The organism is Cyanobium sp. WAJ14-Wanaka (genome assembly GCF_024345375.1).
In the GTDB taxonomy this organism is placed as follows: Bacteria; Cyanobacteriota; Cyanobacteriia; order PCC-6307; family Cyanobiaceae; genus Cyanobium_A.
Genome location: NZ_JAGQAZ010000002.1, coordinates 234,675 through 254,779, shown reverse-complemented (window position 1 = coordinate 254,779; position 20,105 = coordinate 234,675). Strand labels below are relative to the sequence as shown.

Below are 20,105 nucleotides of genomic sequence, written 5' to 3'. Positions count from 1 at the left end.
TATTTAAATGCTTTTAATCTTTTAGGTATAAAGCTTAATAGGTTGGGAGGATATTTAAGTAGCGATTATGTTTCGCCATCGTCGTATTGCTATTTAAGAATTTGAGCTGCCGTAAAATAGGACAGAGTGCTACCGATCGATGCGAATGGCTGGCCTCCGTCAAAAATCCCTGTATTGGCTTCACCTGCGACTGATGTGGGCCCTAAAGCACTACCTTGTAAGGTTGGTTCAAATGTCTGCCAGATAGCGTTGTCTGAAAATTGCCCGTTCTTCAGGCGGTGTATGTAAGCATTTCCACCATAGATTTCTCCATTGGTTTTGACAGCAAAGAAAGGTGCCTGATAAACATCATCCCCCATATGGTATATGCCTTGAAAATGTGTAATGACACTTGAATATCTGTTATTGTCATTATTATAATTATAATAATGAATATTGGTTGCTATGCCGGTAATTGGGTCAATGTCGGCAAGCATGCCATGGCCCAGGGCGGCATCAGGCAAAATTTTGGCGACCCTAGCAATAGCATTGACCATATTTCTATTACGTAAGAATCTTCGAGAGTAGGAAGCCCCCCCTGAAACTGTGTAGGTATTGTTATCATTTTCCCAAATGCCAAAAGTGCTGTGGTATGTGGCATTGTCTGAGTAAGTTATGTTGGTTTGTTTATTGGTCAGTGGGTTGAAAACAAAAGAACCAGCTCCTGGTCCAACATTAATTGTAAGCCCAATCGGGCCACCGCTTGTGGTGTAGTTGCCGGCTACATATCCTCCATCAACACTATGGAGATAGGTATAATTGGCAGGAGAATTATTTTTTGTTGTAGCCTGAAAATTTTGAAAGCCTTTTGTAATTGCACCCGAGGTATCACCATTGAGAGCTGAGATGTCACCTTTGTAATACCAACCAGTTGTAACCCCAGAAGAATTAATCCAAGTTCCTGTCAGTGCCACATCCCCGATGCCACCAGGGCCGGTTCCTGCTGTGAGAATATCTGGCCCGTAAGCAGAGGTCTGCTGTGGATTCCATGTTGAAGGAACTGAAAAGTTGTACCAAGTGCCGCTGCCACTTCCACTGGATGTGGATGATCCATCGATGGCGCCTATATAAAGGGCTCCATAGCCCGGAGGGGCAAGGCCGTCTCCTGTTGTTCCGGCCAGAAGGTATGAGTTAGGAGATAGATGGTTTTTCTTGATGCCTTGCAGCGAATTGGCGGTGCTGTCAATGGTGACTGATGTCGAGACAAACGGCTGAAAGAAGGTTGGGTTTGACATTTTATGCTTATTTTGAGATCTACACTAGCACCCATGACTTTTTAAGTCAATTGATTCGTATGCAGTGGGTATCCGATGCGGTGACCGCCAGGAAGGATGACGCCGATGCTGCTGCTCAGGCAGCCATCGCAAATGTAGGTTTTTTGGCGTTGTTTTCCTCAGGTGGTGGTGGATTGATCCAAACCACTTTTGGTTGATGCCAGCTACGCGTTGATCGTGACCAGCGGCGCGGGTTTTGCTGCCGTGCCTGCTCGTAGACAACAGCCCGGTGACGGCAGATCTCCATGGCATCTCCACAGTGACGCCCCATCTGCGCCACTGTGGCGCCGCTACGGCTATTTGTCAGCAGCGCATTGACGTCTATGAGAAGGCCCGCCGGGCTAATCCATCGCGTTGGAGCAGGCAGATCCGCTGTTGGCGTCAACCGGCTGAAGTGTGGATCAACAAGCCACCAGAGGAACCCAATTCAATTCAGCCACTACCCTTAATCCTGGCCGCCTGAGCGGCAGCCGAGGAGTGGCACCTTTCCTGAAAGTCACCGCGCCAGGCCATTCTGTTCCCAGCTCAAAGACAGACCAAACAGATCGAGATTGGGGCTCCGACATCCTTGGGAGTCGTGGGCCGGGTCGCCCTGGTCGGTGAACAGGGGGCGCACATCCAGATCGCTGAGCTGGGCCAGGCTGGCCCAGACCACCTGGTAGCCCAGGCTGGTGATCCCCACTGTGTAGGTGCTGGGAAAGGCCAGCACCGCTTTAAGCGCTCCAACCTGGGGCTGGGCGGGTTCAAACAGCAGGGTTTCCTGGTTCAGGCGCGTCTTAGACCTCTGCCAGCACTTTGGCCTCCTGCTCGGCGCTCATTACCCGGCCCTCGTCTGCAAAGCCCGCCAGTTGGTCGAAGTTGAGGTAGCGGTAGAGCTCGGCGCTATGGGGGTCGATTTTGGCTGCTGCCACGGCCAGGTAGTCGGTTTTGGAGGGAATGCGGCCCAGCTGGGCACATACGGCGGCCAGTTCGGCGCTGCCCAGGTACACCTGGGCGCCATTGCCGAGGCGGTTGTTGAAGTTGCGGGTGCTGGTGGAAAACACCGTGGTGTTCTCCTCGACCCTGGCCTGGTTGCCCATGCATAGGGAGCAACCCGGCATCTCCATGCGGGAGCCGGCCGCCTCAAAGGTGGCGTAGTAGCCCTCCTGTTTAAGCATCTCCTCATCCATCCGGGTTGGGGGACATACCCACAGCTGCGCCGAGTTGGCACCTTGGCCCTCCAGCACCTTGGCGGCGGCGCGGTAATGGCCGATGTTGGTCATGCATGAGCCGATGAATACCTCATCGATCCTTTCTCCCGCCACATCGGAGAGCAATTTGACGTTGTCGGGGTCGTTGGGGCAGGCCAGGATCGGCTCAGTCAGTTGATCGAGGTTGATTTCAATTACGGCGGCGTATTCGGCATCGGCGTCGGCCTCCATCAACACCGGATTGGCCAGCCAGGCCTGCATCGCCTTGATGCGGCGGGCCAGGGTGCGGCCATCGCTATAGCCCCGGGCAATCATGTTTTTGAGCAGGGCCACGTTGCTGCGCAGGTATTCGCTCACCGTTTCCACGGAAAGCTTGATCGTGCTGCCGGCACAGGACCTCTCAGCGGTGGCATCTGTCAGCTCAAATGCCTGCTCCAGCTTGAGGTCTGGCAGGCCCTCGATCTCCATAATCCGGCCACTAAATACATTTTTCTTGCCGGCTTTTTCCACCGTGAGCAGGCCCTGCTGGATCGCCACGTAGGGGATGGCATTCACCACATCGCGCAGGGTGACGCCCGGCTGCAGGGAGCCTGAAAATTTGATCAGCACCGATTCGGGCATGTCCAGGGGCATGGCGCCGATGGCGGCGGCAAAGGCCACCAGGCCTGAGCCGGCCGGGAAGGAAATGCCCAGGGGGAAGCGGGTGTGGCTGTCACCGCCGGTGCCGACGCTGTCGGGCAGCAGCATGCGATTCAGCCAGCTGTGGATGATGCCGTCGCCGGGGCGCAGGGCCACTCCGCCGCGGGACGCCATGAAATCGGGGAGCTCGGCGTGGGTTTTGAGGTCCACCGGCTTGGGATAGGCGGCCGTGTGGCAGAAGCTCTGCATCACCAGATCGGCGCTGAAGCCCAGGCAGGCCAGCTCCTTCATCTCATCGCGGGTCATCGGCCCGGTGGTGTCCTGGGAGCCCACGGTGGTCATCAGCGGTTCGCAGCTGGTGCCTGGGCGCACGCCCGCCAGACCGCAGGCCTTGCCCACCATCTTTTGGGCCAGGGTGTAGCCCTTGCCGGTGTCGGCCGGGGCGCTCGGGCGGATGAAGAGCTCCGATGGGGCCATGCCCAGCTGGGAGCGCACCTTGTCTGTAAGTGAGCGGCCAATCAGCAGGGGGATGCGGCCGCCGGCGCGCACCTCATCGGTGATCGTGCTGGGCTTGAGCTCAAAGCGGGCCACGATTTCACCGGCATTTGGTTCGCCGGCTGCCCGTTCGATCGTGCCGGCGTAAGGACGGATCGTGATTACGTCGCCACTGTTCAGGGCGCTTACGTTGCACTCGATCGGCAGGGCACCAGAGTCTTCGGCGGTGTTGAAGAAGATCGGGGCAATCTTGCCCCCCAGCACCACTCCGCCAGAGCGCTTATTGGGCACATGGGGAATGTTGGTGCCGGTGTGCCACAGCACCGAGTTGATCGCGGATTTGCGGGAGCTGCCGGTGCCCACCACATCACCCACGTAGGCCACCGGATGGCCCTTGCCTTTCAGCTCATTGATCAGCGCCAGCCCGCCGGGCATGCGGGTTTCCAGCATCGCCGTGGCGTGCAGGGGGATGTCTGGACGGGTGGTGGCGTGGGTGGCGGGGGAGAGGTCGTCGGTGTTGGTTTCGCCCTCCACCTTGAACACCGTGACGGTGATCTCCGCTGCCAGCTCTGGCTTGGATGTGAACCATGCCGCCGTGGCCCAGGCCTCCACCACCTGTTTGGCGTAGGCATTGCCCTGGGCCAGTTCCAACACATCGTGGAAGGCGTCGTAGACGAGCACGGTGCGGCTCAGCCCCGTGGCGGCCTGCTGGGCAATGGCAGGCTCAGGGCTGGAGAGCAACTCGATCAGGGCGCCCACGTTGTAGCCGCCGATCATCGTGGCCAGGAGCTTCACGGCTTCCACCGGGCTCACCAGGGGGCTGGTGCGGCTGCCCTTGGCCACGGCCGCGAGCCAGCCTGCTTTCACGTAGGCGGCCTCATCCACACCGGGTGGGATTCGTTCACCCAGTAGGTGCAACAGGAAAGCCTCCTCGCCAGCGGGGGGCTGCTCCAGCAATTCGGTTAGGGCCTGGGCCTGGGGCGCGTCTAGGGGCAGGGCTGGCACACCCAGGGCGGCCCGTTCGGCTTCGGCTTGGCGATAGCTGGCAAGCAGGGCGACGGCCATGGGCTTTGCAGGCAGGGAGATCCCCGCAGGGCAAACGATGCAGCCATTCTTCTTGGTCGCCTGGCCCCGCCTTGGTGTGCATGGCTGCAAAAGCCAGGGCAAAGGCTTGCCGCCAAGGGCTAAATGGTTCCGCTGTTTAGGGTGGACCCCTACCTCCCGGCAGCAGCGCCAGCCCAGGCCATGAATTCCACCACCTCAGATCTGCATGTGGTGGAAACCAGGCCCTTGATGGCCCCAGCCCTGCTCCATCGGGAATTGCCGATCACCGAGCGCTCGGCGGCCACGGTGCAGCAGGCCCGCCAACGCATTCAGGCGATCATGCACGGCCGCGACCAGCGCCTGCTGGTGATCGTTGGCCCCTGTTCTGTGCACGATGTAGGGGCTGCAAAGGAGTACGCCAACGCCATTGCCCTGGAGCAGGAGCGCCACAGGGACCAGCTCGAGATCGTGATGAGGGTCTACTTCGAAAAACCCCGCACCACGGTGGGCTGGAAGGGGCTGATCAACGATCCCCACCTCGACGACAGCTACGACATCAATACGGGTCTGCGCCTGGCGCGGGGTTTGTTGCTCCATTTGGCCGAGATGGGCCTGCCGGCAGCCACCGAGTTGCTAGATCCCGTGGTGCCCCAATACATCGCTGATTTGATCAGTTGGACAGCGATTGGCGCCCGCACCACCGAAAGCCAAACCCATCGCGAAATGGCCTCTGGCCTCTCGATGCCGATTGGTTTCAAGAACGGCACCGATGGCAGTGCGATCACCGCGATCAACGCCATGGAGTCGGCCGCCATGCCCCACCATTTCCTGGGAATTAATGGGGAGGGTCAGGCCGCGATTGTGGCCACCACCGGTAATCCCGATGGCCACCTGGTGTTGCGCGGCGGCAAGCGGGGCACTAACTACCACCCCGAGGCCGTGGCTGAGGCGGCGGCAGAGCTGGCCAAGGCAGGCTTGCCCGCCAGGCTGATGGTGGATTGCAGCCATGGCAATTCCAACAAGGACTACCGCCGCCAGGGGGAGGTGGCCGAGCAGGTGGCTGGGCAGTTGCGCAGCGGCTCTAGCCCGGTGATGGGAGTGATGCTCGAGAGCCATCTGGTGGCTGGCAACCAGAAGCTTCAGCCAGATCGCTCCAAGCTCACTTATGGCCAGAGCGTGACCGATGCCTGCATCGACCTGGCCACCACCTGCGAGGTGCTGGCTGGCTTGGCCGACGCGGTGCGGGCAGCTCGGACAGTTGAACCCCTAGCCCTGGCCTAGGGGCTGGCTGAGCAGGCTCCACAGCCAACCGGCGGCAATGGGCACGGTGAGGTTGTCGATGCCCAGGATCGCCAGCTGTTCGAGCAGCACACTCACCAGGACTATCGCCCCGAGGGCTGCAGGATTTGGGGCCGCCAGCCCTTCGACGCCAGCCAACTGGCGCAGAAGGAGCAATACCCCCAGGCTGCCTGCGGCCATGGCGCCAGTGCCGACTAGGGATTTTCGTTGGCCGAGTACCTGCCAGCAGGGCGATGGAATCAGGGGCCCGATCAGGCCCGCCAGGCCATCACCAATGGCCATCACCAGCACACCTGCCGCCACGGCATCGGGCCTGGACGGCCAATAGATGGCCAGCAAAATGGTGATAGAGGCGCCGTAGGCGACCGTGCCGTAGCTGGAGCGGCCCACATCCTCTATGGCTGGCAATACCCGTAGGCGGTGATTGAGCAGGGCCAGCAGGGTGATCAGGGCGGCGGCGGGTAGGGCGATGCGCCGGTCAATGGCGCAGGCCCAGGCAATCAACACCACCAGGCCCGTGCCCATGTGGACCAGTTTTCTGCTCCACTCCCTTTGGCCATGCCAGCGGCGGCGAACTTGAATCGCCAGGAACGCCAGCAGGGTTAGCCAGAGGGCAATTGCTGTTATGCCTAGAAATTGCTGCGACCACCAGGCCATCTGTCAGATCCCTTGCCAGGCGATGGCCAATACCTAGGCCGCCTGCTGCACGTCGCTCATCATCCGCAATTTGAGAATCGCCTTTGACTCCAGTTGGCGCACCCGCTCGCGCGAGACATTGATCAAGCGACCAATTTCAGCCAGGGTCAGGGGCTCGGAACCCTCCAAACCAAAACGCAGCTTGATGATTTTTTGCTCCCGTTCGTTGAGTTGGGAAAGCCAGGCACCGAGGTGCTCTTTTTGGAGATGGCGATCCATCGAGTCCATGTGCTCGTTGCTGGCCGGATCGGCAATCAGCTCACCGAGGGTGCTGCGATCTTCCTCGCCCCGGGCATGGGCATCCAGGGAGGCGCAGGGTGCGCTTTGAGACATCAGCTCTTCGAGCTCTTCGGGTCGCATGTCCATGGCATGCGATAGCTCCAGTCGATTGGGTTGGCGCCCTAGGCGGTGGGAAAGTTCGCGGCTGATCCGGCGCATCTTCGAGAGCTTTTCACTGATGTGAATCGGCAGCCGAATCGTGCGGGCGCTGTTGTCGATGGCCCTGGTCATGCCCTGGCGGATCCACCAATAGGCGTAGGTCGAAAACTTGTAGCCCATGGCGGGGTCAAATTTATCGACGGCCCGCTCCAGGCCAATCGCCCCCTCTTGCACTAGGTCGAGCAGTTCGAGGCCCTGGTTTTGATACTTCTTGGCCACACTCACCACCAGGCGCAAGTTGGCAGCCATCATTCGATCGCGGGCCCGTTGGGCCATGCGTAGCTGGCGCTTGTGTTTGGGGGTGTGTTCTTCTGCGGGCAGCTCGAGCAGGCGTTTACCCGCCTGAACATGGTGGGCTAATTCAATTTCTTCTGCCGCAGTAAGCAGGGGCACCCGGCCGATTGTGCCCAAATACCAGCCAATTGAATCGGCGCTGAGTCTTCCGCCGGAACGCGGTCCAGTCGTTTTAGAAGGTCCAGCTGCTCCCTTGCCAGGAAGTGCCATCAAAGATGGCTCCTGTTTCGAAACATTGGCGTTGCCAACGTCTGAAACGGATTGCATAGGCGTCCCCACACCCAAGCTCCGAATTGATTTGCTTGGAATGTAGCACTACTACTAGCGCTGGAACGTTATGAATTGGAAGAATTCCTGTATGGCGTTGTTATTTGATTGGCAGCAGGCCACCTCGCCAGCGCTTTATCAACTCCTGCTGCACCAAATGGCTTTCCCCCTCCAGTTGGCGTTGCTCAAAACTGCCATCGCTAGCCATATGCCAGGCAGCGGTGTCTGCCTGATAGAGATCCAGCAACTCTTCCAGTTGGCTCCGCAGCCTTGGGTCTTCGATCGGGGCCACCGCTTCCACTCGATGGTCGAGGTTGCGCGACATCCAATCGGCACTGCCAAAGAACATTTCCGGACTGCCTCCATTGGCAAACCAAAACAGGCGTGAGTGTTCAAGGAAGCGACCAATCACGCTCACCACCTGGATGTGCTCGCTGATGCCTTCCAGGCCAGGGCGCAGGCTGCACATTCCCCGCACCACCAGGTCCACCTGGACCCCGGCCTGGGAGGCTTCGTAGAGCAGGGCAATCATGCCTGGATCCACCAGGGCGTTCATTTTGGCGCGGACGTGGCCACCAGCCCCTGCTTGGGCGTGCTCAATTTCACGCCTGATCAGATCCTCCATCCGGCCCCGCAGGGTGACGGGTGCCACCAGCAATTTTCGAAAGCTTTGCTGTTTGGAGAAGCCCGTGAGGTAGTTGAACAGCTCCACCAGATCGGCCCCAAAGTCGGGGTTGGCGGTAAGTATGCCGATGTCGGTGTAGAGGCGGGAGGTTTTGGAGTTGTAGTTGCCCGTGCCGATGTGCACGTAGCTGTTGAGGCGTTCCTTTTCCTTGCGCACCACCAGGAGGATTTTGGTGTGGGTTTTCAGGCCCAACACCCCGTAGACCACATGCACTCCCGAACTCTCCAGCTGTTTGGCCCACTGGATGTTGTTGTCCTCGTCGAAGCGTGCCTTGAGCTCAACAAGCGCCATCACCTGTTTGCCGTTTTCGGCGGCCCTGATCAGGGCGGCCACCACGGGGGAATCCTTGGAGGTGCGGTAGAGGGTCATCTTTATGGCCAGCACCGAGGGGTCATCGGCGGCCTGGTTGAGAAATTCCTCCACCGAGGTGGAAAACAGGTCGTAGGGGTGTTGCAGCAGCACATCGCCGCGCCGAATCACCGAGAAGATGCTCTCGAATTCCTCGGCCTTAATGGAGCCGTCCTCCAGTTGGCTCTTTTGGGTGGTGGCGAGTCTTCGGGAGGTGCGGCCCTTGTGGGGCTTGTCCTTGAGCCTGGGCAGGGGGATATCCATCAACCCCATCAGGTCGTCGAGTCCTAGGGGGCCATTGATTCGATAGACGTCTTCTGACTCCACGGAGAGCCCCTCCATCAGCAGATGCACCACCGCATCAGGCATCTCATCTGCCACTTCCAGCCGCACCACTTCACCGCCCCGGCGGCGTTTGCGCAGGCCCTCCTCAATGGCGCCCATTAGGTCGTCGGCCTCCAGGTCCCGCAGGGCTAGATCGGCATCCCTGGTGACCCGGAAGAAGTAGTGACCTTCAATGTGCATGCCGGGGAAAAGCAGCCCCAGGTTGAAGGCCACTGCCTGCTCAAGCGGTACGGCCGTGAATACCGGTTTGGGATTGCTGCCACTTAGCCCTACCGGAATTGGCACAAACCGCGGCAGGATTTTTTGGGGCACTTTCACCCGGGCAAATTCCTGCTGGCCCGTATCTGGATCCCGTATCAAAGCAGCCACATTCAGGCTGAGGTTGCTCATGAAGGGGAAGGGGTGGGAAGGGTCCACCGCCAGGGGCGTCAGCACGGGGAAGATCGCCGTGCGGAAGTAGTCGTTGAGCCACTCCCTTTGGCTGTCGTTGAGATTGGCGTAATCGATCAACTGAACGCCGTATTCGGATAGTTGGTTCTTGAGGGAGTGGCGATAGTGCTGCTGCTGCATCTCCAGCAGGGCCGGCAACTTTGCCTGAATGGCCTGGATCTGCTGCTTCGGGGTGAGGCCGTCTTCTGAGAGGGTGGAGATGCCGGCGTCTTCCTGCGACTTCAGGGATGCCACCCGCACCATGAAGAACTCATCGAGGTTGTTGCTGAAGATGGCGCTGAATTTGGCCTGCTCCAGCAGGGGAGTGTGCTCGTTTAAGGCCTGGGCCAGAACCCTGTAGTTGAAGGCCAGCCAGCTCAACTCCCGGTTGATATAGAGCTCCGGAGCCAGGAGCGCAGCAGCCGATGCTTCAGCCATATACCCCAATCCACCACTAAATTCGTGCTACCTAATTAGCACTTCTTGACCCCCAAGATTGCAGTGTCAGGATCCAGCCTTTGGTGTTGGGCTTGCTTGACCAGGTAGGCCCCCAGCCACCAACAAAGCCACCCCGGCCAAGAGGCTGATGCCGAGCCAAAAGGGGCTGGTGCGACCCAGGGTGTCGTAGGCCAGGCCTGCCACCGGCGGGCCAATGAAACTGCCGGCGCTCTGGAGCCCCTGCAGGCTGCCCAGTGCCGCACCCTGGCCGCTGTCGTCGAGGCGCCGCGACACCAGGGAGCGCAGGCAGGGGGTCACCAGGCCGGTGCCCATGGCCAGGATCGCCACGGCGCTAAAAACCACCACTTGGGCATTGCTGGCCTGGGCCAGGGTGATCAGCAGGCAGCCGCAGATCACCAGACCGAGGCCGCCCAGGGTCAGTCGCCATTCGCCAAAGCGTTTGACCAGGGGCCCGATCAAGCCGCCCTGGACCACGGTGGCGACCACACCCACCACCAAAAAGGCTGCTGCCGCCAACCCCGGCCCCCAGCCAAAGGCCTGCTTGAAATAGAGCACCAGGACGGCCGTGAAGCCGTTGAAGGCCATAAAGAACAGAAAAAAGGCCAGACACAGCCGGCGCACCTGGGGGTTGCCAAACACCTTGGCCAGTTGGCTGAGGGGTTGGAGTTCCCGTCTGCGGGGCAGGGAAATGCGCGCTTCGATCGGGTGGGTTTCGGGCAATAACACCAGCACTAGGGCCAGGTTGATGGCGGCGATTACGGCGGCCAAAAGCACGGGCAATGTCACGTTGATTCGGCCCAGGAGGCCGCCCAGGGCTGGCCCGAGGATGAAGCCCAAACCAAAGGCCACCCCAATTAGGCCGAAGGCTTTTGCCCGTTTTTCCGGTGGTGAAATATCAGCTAAAACCGCGCTCGCCGTGGCTGCGGTGCCCCCGCTGACCCCATCGATTAACCGGGCAATAAACAGCAGGGTGAGCGGAATTGAGCTGCCAGCTGCCCAGGGAATGGCCTGCCAGTTGATGCTCACCGTGAGGGCGAAGAGCCCCAGGCCCAGCACCGAACCGGCCACGCAGAAGGAGATCACGGGCTTGCGGCCATAGCGATCACTGAGGGCGCCGATCAGGGGCGTGAAGGCGAACTGGGCCAGGGCATAGCTGCCGGCCAGCAACCCCAGGGTGCGGCCATTGCTGGTGAAACTGGCCAGTAAAAAGGGCAGGAGTGGGAAGACGATGCTTTCCCCTAGCCGGTCATTGAGCAGGGTGAGAAAGGCGCAGAAATAGGTGGAGGGGCGCGAAAGTCTCACAGGCCAGCCTGGATTGGCCTTCAGGTTATGGGCAGCCTGGTTTTGGGGAGATGGTTTTGAGGAGGTGGCTTTGATGGGATCCTCCTGGCTCGATCAGGATGGAGGCTCCGTTGTCGCCGCTTAGCCATGGGTTCGTCCTTGCCCCAGGCTTCCCTGAGCCATCTCAATGCCGCCGGTGAGGTGCACATGGTGGAGGTGGGAGATCGCCCTGCCAGCCGACGCGAGGCCACGGCCGAGGGGTTAATCCAGATGCTGCCTGAGGTTTTGGCCCTGGTGTTGGAGGGCCGTGCCCCAAAGGGAGATGTGCTGGCGGTGGCGAGGGTGGCGGCGATTCAGGCGGCCAAGCGCACCTGGGAGCTGATCCCCCTTTGCCACCCGATCGCCCTCAGCGGCGTCAGCGTGGAATTGGGGCCTGCCGCCGATGGGTCCGGTCTGCGCCTTGAGGCCACCGCCCGCACCACCGGCAGCACCGGAGTGGAAATGGAGGCCCTCACTGCGGTGCAGGTGGGTCTGCTCACCCTTTACGACATGCTCAAGTCGGCAGATCCAGCCATGAAGATCACGGGGGTGCAGTTGCTCCGCAAGAGCGGAGGCCGCCATGGCGATTGGCAGCGTGATGCTTGAGCCCTATGGCCGTGAAGGACTGCCCCTAGGGCAGGCACGCACCCAAATTTTGGCGGCGATCAAGCCACTCTCAGGGTCCGAAATCCTGCCGCTAATGCAGGCCCTGGGCCGCACCACGGCGGCGCCGGTGATCGCATCTGCTGCGGTGCCGGGATTTCGGGCCTCAATCATGGATGGCTATGCCATTGCCGGAGCTGCCGAGCCTGAGCCTGGTGCCCTCTGGTGCCTAGTGGGCGTTTCAGCGGCAGGGGCCCCCCATGGGGCGGCGTTGCGACCAGGAGAAGCGGTGCGCATTCTCACCGGTGCGGTGGTGCCGGAGGGTAGTGATCGGGTCTTGCCCCAGGAATTGGTGGCGGCTAAGGGAGATCAATTGGAATTGACCAAACCCTGTGGCCCCAATGCCTGGATTCGCCAGCCGCAGGAGGAGGCGGCCCCGGGTCAGGAACTGGTGGCGGCGGGTCAACGAATTGGTGTGGCCGATCTCGGCCGCTTGGCCAGCTGCGGCGTGCAGCAGTTGGCGCTGACGCGTCGGCCGCGGCTGGGCTTGTTGATTAGCGGCGATGAGCTGCTGCCGCCCGGGGTGCAAAGGGGGCCGGGGCAGATCTGGGAGAGCAACTCGGCTTTGCTCAGGGCTCTCCTGCAGCGGCTCGGTTACGACGTGGCTGATCAACGGGTGGTTGTCGATCAACCAGAGCAGTTGCGGCTGGCACTGCAGGAGCTGGCGGCGGGTTGCGATGTGGTGGTGAGCACGGGCGGTGTGTCCGCTGGCGACAGCGACTGGATTCGGCAGCTGGTGGAGGAGCTCGGTCAGGTGAAATTCTGGAAGCTGTTCCTTAAACCCGGTCGGCCCTTTGCCTGGGGGCAGGTGGCGGGGGTGCCTTTTTTTGGTTTGCCTGGCAACCCAGTGGCTGCTGCGATAACTGCTTTGCAGTTGCTGTGGCCGGCGCTGCAGCGGCTGGAGGGGGCGGAGCTGCAGCTGTTGCCGAGGCTGAAGGTGCAGCTGGAGCAGCCCATGCGCCGCGGTTCCGGGCGGCCGGAACTGGCCAGGGCCCAGCTGGTGGTGACAGCCGCTGGCGATCTCTGGGCGCGGGTGGGGGGATCCCAGGCCTCCTCGCGCATCGGGTCGCTGCAGGGGGCAGATTTGCTGCTGGAGATCCCGGCGGAGATGGGGGCGCTGGAGGCTGGTACCGAGCTCTGGGCGCAGCTGTTGCGCTTGCCGGTGTTTTGAGCTCAAAGCGGCGTGTTGCCCGTAAGCCACTCGCCTGTGCCATCACTTCGCCACTCCCGTTTCCAGAAAGGAGCTTCATGTTTGAGCGCTTCCAGCAGCTCTTGACAGCAGCTCTGGGCAGGGCCGCGGCGGTCTGCGCCGATGGCTACCAGCACGATCGCTTCGCCGGGGAGCACCCGGCCGATGCGGTGCTGAATCAGGCAGCTGTAGGCGCCGTGGCGGCCGCAGCTGGACTCAGCCAGTTGGCATAGCTGGCGTTCGGTCATGCCCGGATAGTGCTGAAGCTCCAGGGCAATTAGCGCATTGCCATCGGCGGCTGTGGCGCGAACCCTGCCGATGAAAAGGCTTTCGGCGGCGCAGGTGTCTCCGGCGGCGCTGCCTTGAGCTATTAATTCAGTGCGCCACTGCTCCAGGCGCCCTAGGGGCTCAAATGCCTCACTGTGCAGATCGATTCTGAGTTGCATGGCAGCTGGGTTCAACCACCGCTAATCGGCGGCAGGAAGGCCAGCTCATCTCCGGCCTTTAGTGGGGTGTCTGCGTCGCTGAACTGCTGGTTGATGGCGACGCGTATACCGCTCAACTTTCCAGGCATATCCAATTCTTTCCAGAGTTGGCGAGGGGTGGGGGCTGCCCCAGAGCATGGGGCTGTCGGCCATTGCCGCTCACCCCAACCCGCCTGATCACGCAGGGCTGCAAATAGAAGGATTCGGATCGAAGTAGCTGATATTTCCTCCATGGCACTGAAGCTAATCAGCCTCGTTGCCTTTTCCTTGCCACGATGGTGATTCCATTGGTTGTTCCTGCTTGGGCCTCGCCATCGCCCTGCTCACCGTGTCCGACACCCGTACCCTGGTGGATGACCGCTCCGGTGATGCCCTCCAGCAGCGGCTCGAGGCCAATGGGCACAGACTGGTGGAGCGGCTAATCAAGCCAGATAACCGCTATCAGATCCGGGCGGAGTTGAGCCGCTGGATTGCGGATCCTGCGGTGCAGGTGGTGATAACCACCGGAGGCACCGGCCTCACGGGACGTGACGGCACACCGGAAGCGGTGGTGCCGCTCCTGGATAAAAAAATCGAGGGCTTTGGTGAGCTATTTCGGGTTCTTTCGTTTGAAACGATCGGCACCAGCACCTTGCAGAGCCGCTGCCTAGCGGGAGTGGCCAATGGCACCGTTATTTTTGTGCTGCCCGGGTCGCTTGATGCTGTGGAAACCGCCTGGGATCGCCTGATAAGCGCCCAGCTCAATGGAGCCACCCGTCCTTGCAATTTGGTGCAGCTGTTGCCACGGTTGCTGGAGTAGGTGCCTTGGTATTTGTGAGATGGGCAGATGGTGCAAGCGAACTGACGCTGAAGGGCTGGTTTGTGGCCAGTGGGTTTCCCTGAAGTTGCTGGGGTTCTAAGACCAGGCCTGCTCAGCCGCCCAAATAAGCCATCTCGGCATGGTTGCGGTCGCCCCTGCCGCCCTGTTGGCGCTCTTCGCTGTAGCGATCGTTTCGGTGTTTCCATAGGCCGGCCAATGCCTGCTCCAGCTCGATTGGATCGCTATCCGTTTTCAGCCAGGGCCTGAGATCAGTGCCACTGCCTGGGGAGGCGAACAGGCAGGTGTAGGCGATTCCATCGGCCGTAACTCGCAGCCGGTTGCAATCGCCGCAGAAGGGTTGGCTCACCGAGGCCACAACGGCGATCTTGCCCCGGCCATCGCGATAACTCCAGCGGCTCGCGGTGCTGTTGTTATCTCGGCCGAGGGGTTCTAGGGGCCAGATGGCGCCCAGCTGCTCCACCATTTCGGCGGCGCTGAGCACGGCGGCTCGGCTCCAGCCGTTGCGGTTGCCCACATCCATGTATTCGATCAGACGCAGTTCCAGGCCCCTTTCGCGGCAGAGGGCCGCCAGCGGCAGGAGTTGATCGTGGTTGCGGCCGCGCTGGATCACGGCGTTGAGCTTCAGGGCACCGACTGCCGGATCAAAGCCCGCCGCCCGTGCGTGCTCGATCGCTGCCAGTACAGCCGCCAGGGTTCGCTCGCCGGCGCTGGCATCAGCCAGGCCTGCCATACCGGCCACCGCAGCGCCCGTGGTGCCATCGAGGCTGAGGGTGATTCGATCGAGGCCGGCGGCGCGAAGAGCCCGGGCCCGTTTGGCGCTCAGCAGGGTGCCATTGCTAGTGAGGGCGATCTGGCGCAGGCCGGGGCCTTCTTTGCTCTGGGCCCGCAGAGGTTGCACCGCGGCGATTAGCTCCTCCAGCCCGGAGTGCAGTAACGGTTCGCCGCCGGTCAGGCGCAGGCTATGGGCCCCCAGTGCCACTGCCGCCGCGACGACCTGCAGCCGCTGAGTGGCCGTGAGTAGGCCGGGGGGCTCAACTCCATCGGGCAGGCAGTAAGGGCAGGCCAGGTTGCAGCGGGCCGTGAGCGAAAGCCGCAGCACCCCAAGGGGTCTGTTGAGCCTGTCGGTGGCGTTCGCCATGGTGGCCACGCTATGTCGACCAGCGGTAGGGTTTCAACATGGTCGCCCCAGCTGGCGAGCGTTTTGCGCCGCCCACCATTACTTGGCGCCAGCCGCTGGCGCTGCGGATGCCGAGCGCCTGAGCGGTTCCCGTTGGCATGTGTTTGGCGATGTGGCTCGGGAGGGCCGGATGCTGTATGTCGCCCGCTGAAGACGCCCTGCTGCTACTGGCGATTGTGCGTCGCCATTTGCGCAGCCTGCGGTTGACCCTTGACCCTGGCTATCCAGATGAGGACTGGGGCTTCACGGCCCAGCAGGCTTTTGAGAAATTGCTCAAAGCCTGGATTGTGTTGGCCGATCGTCAGCCCCCCAGCTCCTGGAGTTACAGGTGTTTGCCGTGGAGGCCCGCTACGAGGAGGGGCCGTTGTGAGCGCATGGTGGAGAAGCTGGGCAAATCCGCGGACTGATTTGGCTCAGATCCGTTTATCCGCTTCGGGCCGGTTCACGTTGCGAATCACTCTGGGATCCAGTGTCACCGCCTGGTAGGGCAGCTCCACCAACCAGCTCTGCAGGCGCCGTTCGCCGCGCTCCACCGCCGAGGCCAGGTGGCAGCGGATTGGCGCGCTGCTGGGATAAACCCCTAGCAGCGGTTGCAGCCGCTCACCGTCGTGGGCCAGGTGCAGCCAGGTCGGGTTTTCGGCTGTTGCTGAAGCGTCGTCTGCTGCTGCCGCCAGCAGGGTTTGCAGGGCCGCAAGGCTGAGATCTGGCATGTCCACCGGGCATAGCAGCAGCCGCTCGTCGGGGTGCTGCTGCATCAACCGGTGCAGGGCCAGCAGCGGCCCCTCCCAGGGCGGCGGTTCCGCCAGAACCGACACTGGCGAGCGCCGGGCGAGCTTGAGGGCTATCTCTTCTGCCAGCTCCAGATGGGCCGAATGGCGGCTTATCAGGGTGATCGGCATCTCCAGCTGGGCCAGCAGGCGCAAGCTGAGCTCCAGCCAGGTGCTGCCTGCGTGGTGGGGCAGCAGGGCCTTGTCGCGGCCCATGCGACGGCTCTCGCCACCGCTGAGTAGGCAGGCGCGTAGGGGCAGCTGTAGCAATGGCTGCCAGGCCGGTCGCCGCCCATCCCTAGGGTCCCGTCCCATAACCAGTCCCTCCATGGCTCTGTCTCCCCAAACCACTACCCTGCTCGACTCCAAGCGCTGCAGCGGGCTCAGCTTCGCTGACCTTGGCGCCCGCCTGGGTCAGGACGAGGTGTGGACCGCCAGCCTGCCCTACCGCAAGTGGTGAGGCGTTCAGCCGTCTGCCACCAGCAGTTCAAATTCGGCCAGCGCCCGCGCCAGGTTGCGGTGCTCGTGGCCGGGGTGGCTGAGCTTCACCAGGGCAAAGCGCTGCAGTTCGTCCAGTTCCGCCCAGCCGCTGCTGCGGATCTCCAGGCCGAGCTGGGTGCAGGAGGCGGCTAGTACTTCAGGCAGTTGGTCGGCCTGCTGCCAGGGTTCAGCGTCGGGTCGGGCCAGGTCCTTTGCAGGGCCGGCGCTGAGGGCGGCGCTGCGCGCCTGCAGGTGCTGGCGCAAGGCCTCGATGGCGCTGGGGTCGTCGGGCCAGGCCAGCAGCTGGTCCCGCTCGGCTTCGCCCAGCTCACTCCAGTGCTGCAGCTTCAGCTTCACGCCGGCCAGATCCAGCTTGCGTCGCACCGCCATCGGGATGCAGCGCAGGTCAGCGGTGAAGTCGGCTTCGAAGCCGAAGCAGGTGTTGGCTAGGGATGTGCTCAGGGGGAACTGTGGCAGCAAGCGCCACTAGGTAACAACCGCCACCATCATTGGGTGCCCCGGCTTGGTCGAATGGCCCTATGGCCAGTGATCCCGCCGCCACCCCAGCCGCCAGTTCAGCTGCCCGGGCCCAGTGCCCCTACTGCGGCGTGGGTTGTGGCCTGGAACTCAAACCGCCTGATCCGGCAGCAGCCGAGGCCATTTGGGTGGCCCGCGGGGATCGACACCATCCGTCATCCCTGGGGCAGGTGTGTATCAAGGGCGCCACGGTGGGCGAAACCCTCCACCACAACCGGCTAACCACTCCGCTATGGCGCGAGAGCCTCGATCAGCAGTTTGCACCGATCAGCTGGGATCGGGCCTTTGAGCTGTTGCTGGCCCAGATCCGCCGCACCTTGGAGCAGCAGGGCCCCCAGGGACTGGCCATCTACGGCTCGGGCCAATTCCTCAGCGAGGACTACTACGTGGCCAACAAGCTGCTCAAGGGTGCCCTTGGCAGCAACAACTTTGATGCCAACTCACGCCTTTGCATGAGTTCTGCGGTGGCGGGCTATGACCGCAGCCTGGGTTCGGATGGCCCCCCCTGCTGTTACGAGGACCTCGATCTGGCTGACCTGGTGGTGCTGATCGGTACCAACACTGCCGATTGCCATCCGGTGCTGTTTCAGCGGCTGCTTAAGCGCAAACGCAAGCAGAAGCAGGCCCTACGACTGGTTGTGGTGGATCCCAGGGCCACCGCCACCGCCGATGCGGCTGATCTGCATCTGGCGATCCGCCCGGGCACCGATTTGGTGCTACTCCACGGCTTGGGCAATCTATTGGGGGAGTTACGGGCCCTCGATCGGCCCTACATCGACGCCCACACCGAGGGCTATGGCGAGCTGGAAGCGCTTTGGCGCCTTTGGACGCCCCAACGGGTATCTGCTTTGTGCGGAATTTCCGAGGCCGACCTGCGCCAACTTGCCCAGTGGTGGGCTGCAGCCACTGGGGTGCTCAGCCTCTGGTCGATGGGGGTGAACCAGAGCAGTGAAGGAACTGCCACCGTGGGGGGCATTATCAATTTGCACCTGGCAACGGGCCACATAGGTAGGCCGGGCGCCGGCCCGTTTTCACTCACCGGCCAGCCCAATGCCATGGGGGGGCGTGAGGTGGGCGGCCTGGCCCAGCTACTGCCTGGTTACCGACTCGTGGCCAATGCCGAGCATCGCGCGGAGGTGGAGCGCCATTGGGGTTTTGCTGCCGGTGTGATTGCGGCAGAGCCAGGCCTGGCGGTCTGGGAGCAGATCGAGGCGATGGAGTGCGGTGAGCTGGGGCTGTGGTGGGTTGCCGCCACTAATCCCCTGGTGAGCCTGCCCAGCCTGGATCGGGTGCGGGCGGCGGCGGCAAACTGCCCCCTGGTTGTGCTGAGTGAGGCCTATGCCGGCACCGAAACTGCGGCTGTGGCACACCTGCTTTTGCCTGCTGCCCAATGGAGCGAAAAGGCAGGAGTGATGACCAATTCCGAGCGTCGGGTGACCCTTTGTTCGGCCTTTCGCAAACCCCCTGGTGGGGCCAGGCCCGATTGGGAGATCTTTGCCGAGTTAGGCCGCCGGCTGGGGTTCGTTGATCAGTTCAACTACGACTCCGCAGCCGAGGTTTACAAGGAGTTGGCGGCGCTCACCGCGGGGCGGGTCTGCGACTTCAGTGGGCTCAGCCATCAACTGCTGGCCGAACACGGCCCCCAGCAGTGGCCATTCCCCCTAGAAACGGCCCCTGGCAAAGGGGCGGCGCGCCTGTACGTCGACCATCGCTATCCCACCAAATCCGGTCGGGCTCGCCTGCTGGCGGACCCGCCCCTGGGTTTGGCGGAACCCCCCTGTAAGGACTATCCCTTGGTGCTCACCGTGGGCCGCTACCTGGGGCACTGGCACACGATGACGCGCACCGTGCACGTGGATCGGTTGAGGAAGCAGCATCCCGAAGCCCTTCTAGAGATAAATCCCCAGGATGCGCAGTGCAATGGGTTAAATGATGGCGCCATGGTCGAAGTGCGCTCCCGTCGCGGCATGATCGAGGTTCGGGTGCTGATCAGCAAGCGCATCCGCCCCGGCACCTTGTTTTTGCCGATGCACTGGGGTGCCAGCCAGCCCAATCCCTGCGAGGCGAATCGGCTTATGCATGAGCTTTGCTGCCCCCTTTCGAAACAGGCAGAGCTCAAGGCGGCGGTGGGCCTTGCCCTCGCCTGAGCCAGTTATTCACGCGGCCAGCAGCTGAGGCGAAACCCGCAACAGCCGATTGGGGCCAGCTGCCTGTTCCACCAGACCCTGCTTGCGCCAACGGGAAAATTGCTTGGTCACGGTTACGCGGGTGTGGCCGCTGAGTTCAGCCAGCTCGGCATGGGTGAGCCGAAAGGGAAGCTCGTACCACTTGCCGCTGCGCCGACCCAGCCGTTCTACAAGCAGTTGAATTAGGGCCTGAATGCGCTGCTCTGCCTCCCCAATGTGGCGAACTAACAGCAGGTTCAAGGTCCAGTCATTCAGGCTGTTAGATCCCGCTGGAGCCAGGCCAGAAGTTGCCTCCACCAGTCGCGTGGAATTAATAGCCTGCAGGTGCAGTCGCGAATTACGAAATAGATCCAGGGAGAGATGGTCCCCTGCTTGAAGAAATCCTAGAGTTATTAAATTGGTTTGTAGTGCTTCATGCTCCGGATTAGATATGGCAACCCGCAGCAGGCCTGATTCCACGCTTAGGTAATAGGTTGTATTAAACAACCCTTCACTGAGCAGCACCGTATGCCCTGACTGAATAGATAGCATATTAGCTAC

21 protein-coding genes and 1 pseudogene are annotated in these 20,105 nt (G+C 61.7%); 9 read left to right on the top strand and 13 right to left on the bottom strand.

Going from position 1 to position 20,105, the window contains the following annotated elements; all coding sequences use genetic code 11:
* Positions 1–89: 89 nt before the first annotated feature.
* Positions 90–1,274, bottom strand: coding sequence for a hypothetical protein (locus KBY49_RS08040; RefSeq protein ID WP_254934279.1), 1,185 nt, complete (start codon positions 1,272–1,274; stop codon positions 90–92).
* On the opposite strand from KBY49_RS08040, the gene KBY49_RS08035 reads away from it, so the two are divergent.
* Together KBY49_RS08035 and KBY49_RS08030 are read left to right on the top strand one after the other, a co-directional pair.
* Entirely contained in the window at positions 1,268–1,471 is a 204-nt protein-coding gene (locus KBY49_RS08035) for a hypothetical protein (protein WP_254934278.1), read from the top strand. The genes KBY49_RS08040 and KBY49_RS08035 overlap by 7 nt on opposite strands.
* Before the next feature lie 71 nt (positions 1,472–1,542).
* Positions 1,543–1,776: a hypothetical protein gene (locus KBY49_RS08030; protein ID WP_254934277.1), complete on the top strand. Its 234-nt coding sequence runs from the start codon at positions 1,543–1,545 to the stop codon at positions 1,774–1,776.
* A 45-nt stretch (positions 1,777–1,821) separates the two neighbouring features.
* Here the strand turns inward: KBY49_RS08030 and KBY49_RS08025 are convergent.
* Positions 1,822–2,022: pseudogene (locus tag KBY49_RS08025) on the bottom strand (hypothetical protein); the annotation flags it as partial.
* 67 nt (positions 2,023–2,089) lie between these two features.
* On the bottom strand, positions 2,090–4,702 hold the full coding sequence (gene acnB / locus KBY49_RS08020; protein WP_254934276.1) for a bifunctional aconitate hydratase 2/2-methylisocitrate dehydratase: 2,613 nt from the start codon (positions 4,700–4,702) through the stop codon (positions 2,090–2,092).
* A gap of 180 nt (positions 4,703–4,882) precedes the next feature.
* Here acnB and KBY49_RS08015 point away from each other — a divergent pair, with 180 nt between their 5' ends.
* Positions 4,883–5,962 (top strand): 3-deoxy-7-phosphoheptulonate synthase, encoded by a 1,080-nt coding sequence (locus KBY49_RS08015; RefSeq protein ID WP_254934629.1) that lies wholly within the window; start codon positions 4,883–4,885, stop codon positions 5,960–5,962.
* Here the strand turns inward: KBY49_RS08015 and KBY49_RS08010 are convergent.
* The 4 genes from KBY49_RS08010 to KBY49_RS07995 form a co-directional block, all read right to left on the bottom strand.
* Positions 5,948–6,637: a diacylglycerol/polyprenol kinase family protein gene (locus tag KBY49_RS08010; RefSeq protein ID WP_254934275.1), complete on the bottom strand. Its 690-nt coding sequence runs from the start codon at positions 6,635–6,637 to the stop codon at positions 5,948–5,950. The genes KBY49_RS08015 and KBY49_RS08010 overlap by 15 nt on opposite strands.
* A 33-nt stretch (positions 6,638–6,670) precedes the next feature.
* Positions 6,671–7,618, bottom strand: coding sequence for a sigma-70 family RNA polymerase sigma factor (locus KBY49_RS08005; RefSeq protein WP_254934274.1), 948 nt, complete (start codon positions 7,616–7,618; stop codon positions 6,671–6,673).
* A gap of 157 nt (positions 7,619–7,775) precedes the next feature.
* Positions 7,776–9,920 (bottom strand): polyphosphate kinase 1, encoded by a 2,145-nt coding sequence (gene ppk1, locus KBY49_RS08000; protein ID WP_254934273.1) that lies wholly within the window; start codon positions 9,918–9,920, stop codon positions 7,776–7,778.
* Positions 9,921–9,986: 66 nt separating this feature from the next.
* A complete protein-coding gene (locus KBY49_RS07995; RefSeq protein WP_254934272.1) occupies positions 9,987–11,243 on the bottom strand; it encodes an MFS transporter in 1,257 nt (418 codons plus the stop codon).
* Positions 11,244–11,369: 126 nt separating this feature from the next.
* Between KBY49_RS07995 and moaC the strand changes: the two genes are divergently transcribed.
* Both moaC and KBY49_RS07985 read left to right on the top strand, forming a co-directional pair.
* A complete protein-coding gene (moaC, locus tag KBY49_RS07990) occupies positions 11,370–11,867 on the top strand; it encodes a cyclic pyranopterin monophosphate synthase MoaC (protein WP_254934271.1) in 498 nt (165 codons plus the stop codon).
* Positions 11,842–13,095 (top strand): molybdopterin molybdotransferase MoeA, encoded by a 1,254-nt coding sequence (locus KBY49_RS07985; protein ID WP_254934270.1) that lies wholly within the window; start codon positions 11,842–11,844, stop codon positions 13,093–13,095. The genes moaC and KBY49_RS07985 overlap by 26 nt, the downstream gene beginning before the upstream one ends.
* Before the next feature lie 2 nt (positions 13,096–13,097).
* Here KBY49_RS07985 and KBY49_RS07980 read toward each other — a convergent pair whose 3' ends face one another.
* A complete protein-coding gene (locus KBY49_RS07980) occupies positions 13,098–13,559 on the bottom strand; it encodes a molybdenum cofactor biosynthesis protein MoaE (protein ID WP_254934269.1) in 462 nt (153 codons plus the stop codon).
* An 11-nt stretch (positions 13,560–13,570) separates the two neighbouring features.
* A complete protein-coding gene (locus KBY49_RS07975) occupies positions 13,571–13,831 on the bottom strand; it encodes a MoaD/ThiS family protein (protein ID WP_254934268.1) in 261 nt (86 codons plus the stop codon).
* A gap of 68 nt (positions 13,832–13,899) precedes the next feature.
* Here KBY49_RS07975 and moaB point away from each other — a divergent pair, with 68 nt between their 5' ends.
* A complete protein-coding gene (moaB, locus tag KBY49_RS07970) occupies positions 13,900–14,397 on the top strand; it encodes a molybdenum cofactor biosynthesis protein B (RefSeq protein WP_254934267.1) in 498 nt (165 codons plus the stop codon).
* A 112-nt stretch (positions 14,398–14,509) separates the two neighbouring features.
* Here moaB and KBY49_RS07965 read toward each other — a convergent pair whose 3' ends face one another.
* The gene (locus KBY49_RS07965; RefSeq protein ID WP_254934266.1) at positions 14,510–15,556 is read right to left on the bottom strand and encodes a GTP 3',8-cyclase MoaA; all 1,047 of its coding nucleotides are present in this window, start codon (positions 15,554–15,556) and stop codon (positions 14,510–14,512) included.
* A gap of 176 nt (positions 15,557–15,732) precedes the next feature.
* On the opposite strand from KBY49_RS07965, the gene KBY49_RS07960 reads away from it, so the two are divergent.
* On the top strand, positions 15,733–16,002 hold the full coding sequence (locus KBY49_RS07960; protein ID WP_254934265.1) for a hypothetical protein: 270 nt from the start codon (positions 15,733–15,735) through the stop codon (positions 16,000–16,002).
* A 6-nt stretch (positions 16,003–16,008) separates the two neighbouring features.
* Here KBY49_RS07960 and KBY49_RS07955 read toward each other — a convergent pair whose 3' ends face one another.
* A complete protein-coding gene (locus KBY49_RS07955; protein WP_254934264.1) occupies positions 16,009–16,692 on the bottom strand; it encodes a molybdenum cofactor guanylyltransferase in 684 nt (227 codons plus the stop codon).
* Between KBY49_RS07955 and KBY49_RS07950 the strand changes: the two genes are divergently transcribed.
* Positions 16,691–16,822: a hypothetical protein gene (locus tag KBY49_RS07950; RefSeq protein ID WP_396099642.1), complete on the top strand. Its 132-nt coding sequence runs from the start codon at positions 16,691–16,693 to the stop codon at positions 16,820–16,822. The two genes, KBY49_RS07955 and KBY49_RS07950, sit on opposite strands and share 2 nt — an antisense overlap.
* 5 nt (positions 16,823–16,827) lie before the next feature.
* On the opposite strand, the gene KBY49_RS07945 is transcribed toward KBY49_RS07950, so the two are convergent.
* On the bottom strand, positions 16,828–17,322 hold the full coding sequence (locus KBY49_RS07945) for a nitrate reductase associated protein (protein ID WP_254934263.1): 495 nt from the start codon (positions 17,320–17,322) through the stop codon (positions 16,828–16,830).
* A 59-nt stretch (positions 17,323–17,381) separates the two neighbouring features.
* Here KBY49_RS07945 and KBY49_RS07940 point away from each other — a divergent pair, with 59 nt between their 5' ends.
* A complete protein-coding gene (locus KBY49_RS07940) occupies positions 17,382–19,526 on the top strand; it encodes a molybdopterin oxidoreductase family protein (protein WP_254934262.1) in 2,145 nt (714 codons plus the stop codon).
* Positions 19,527–19,535: 9 nt separating this feature from the next.
* On the opposite strand, the gene KBY49_RS07935 is transcribed toward KBY49_RS07940, so the two are convergent.
* Positions 19,536–20,096 (bottom strand): Crp/Fnr family transcriptional regulator, encoded by a 561-nt coding sequence (locus KBY49_RS07935; RefSeq protein ID WP_254934261.1) that lies wholly within the window; start codon positions 20,094–20,096, stop codon positions 19,536–19,538.
* Between the last annotated feature and the right edge of the window lie 9 nt (positions 20,097–20,105).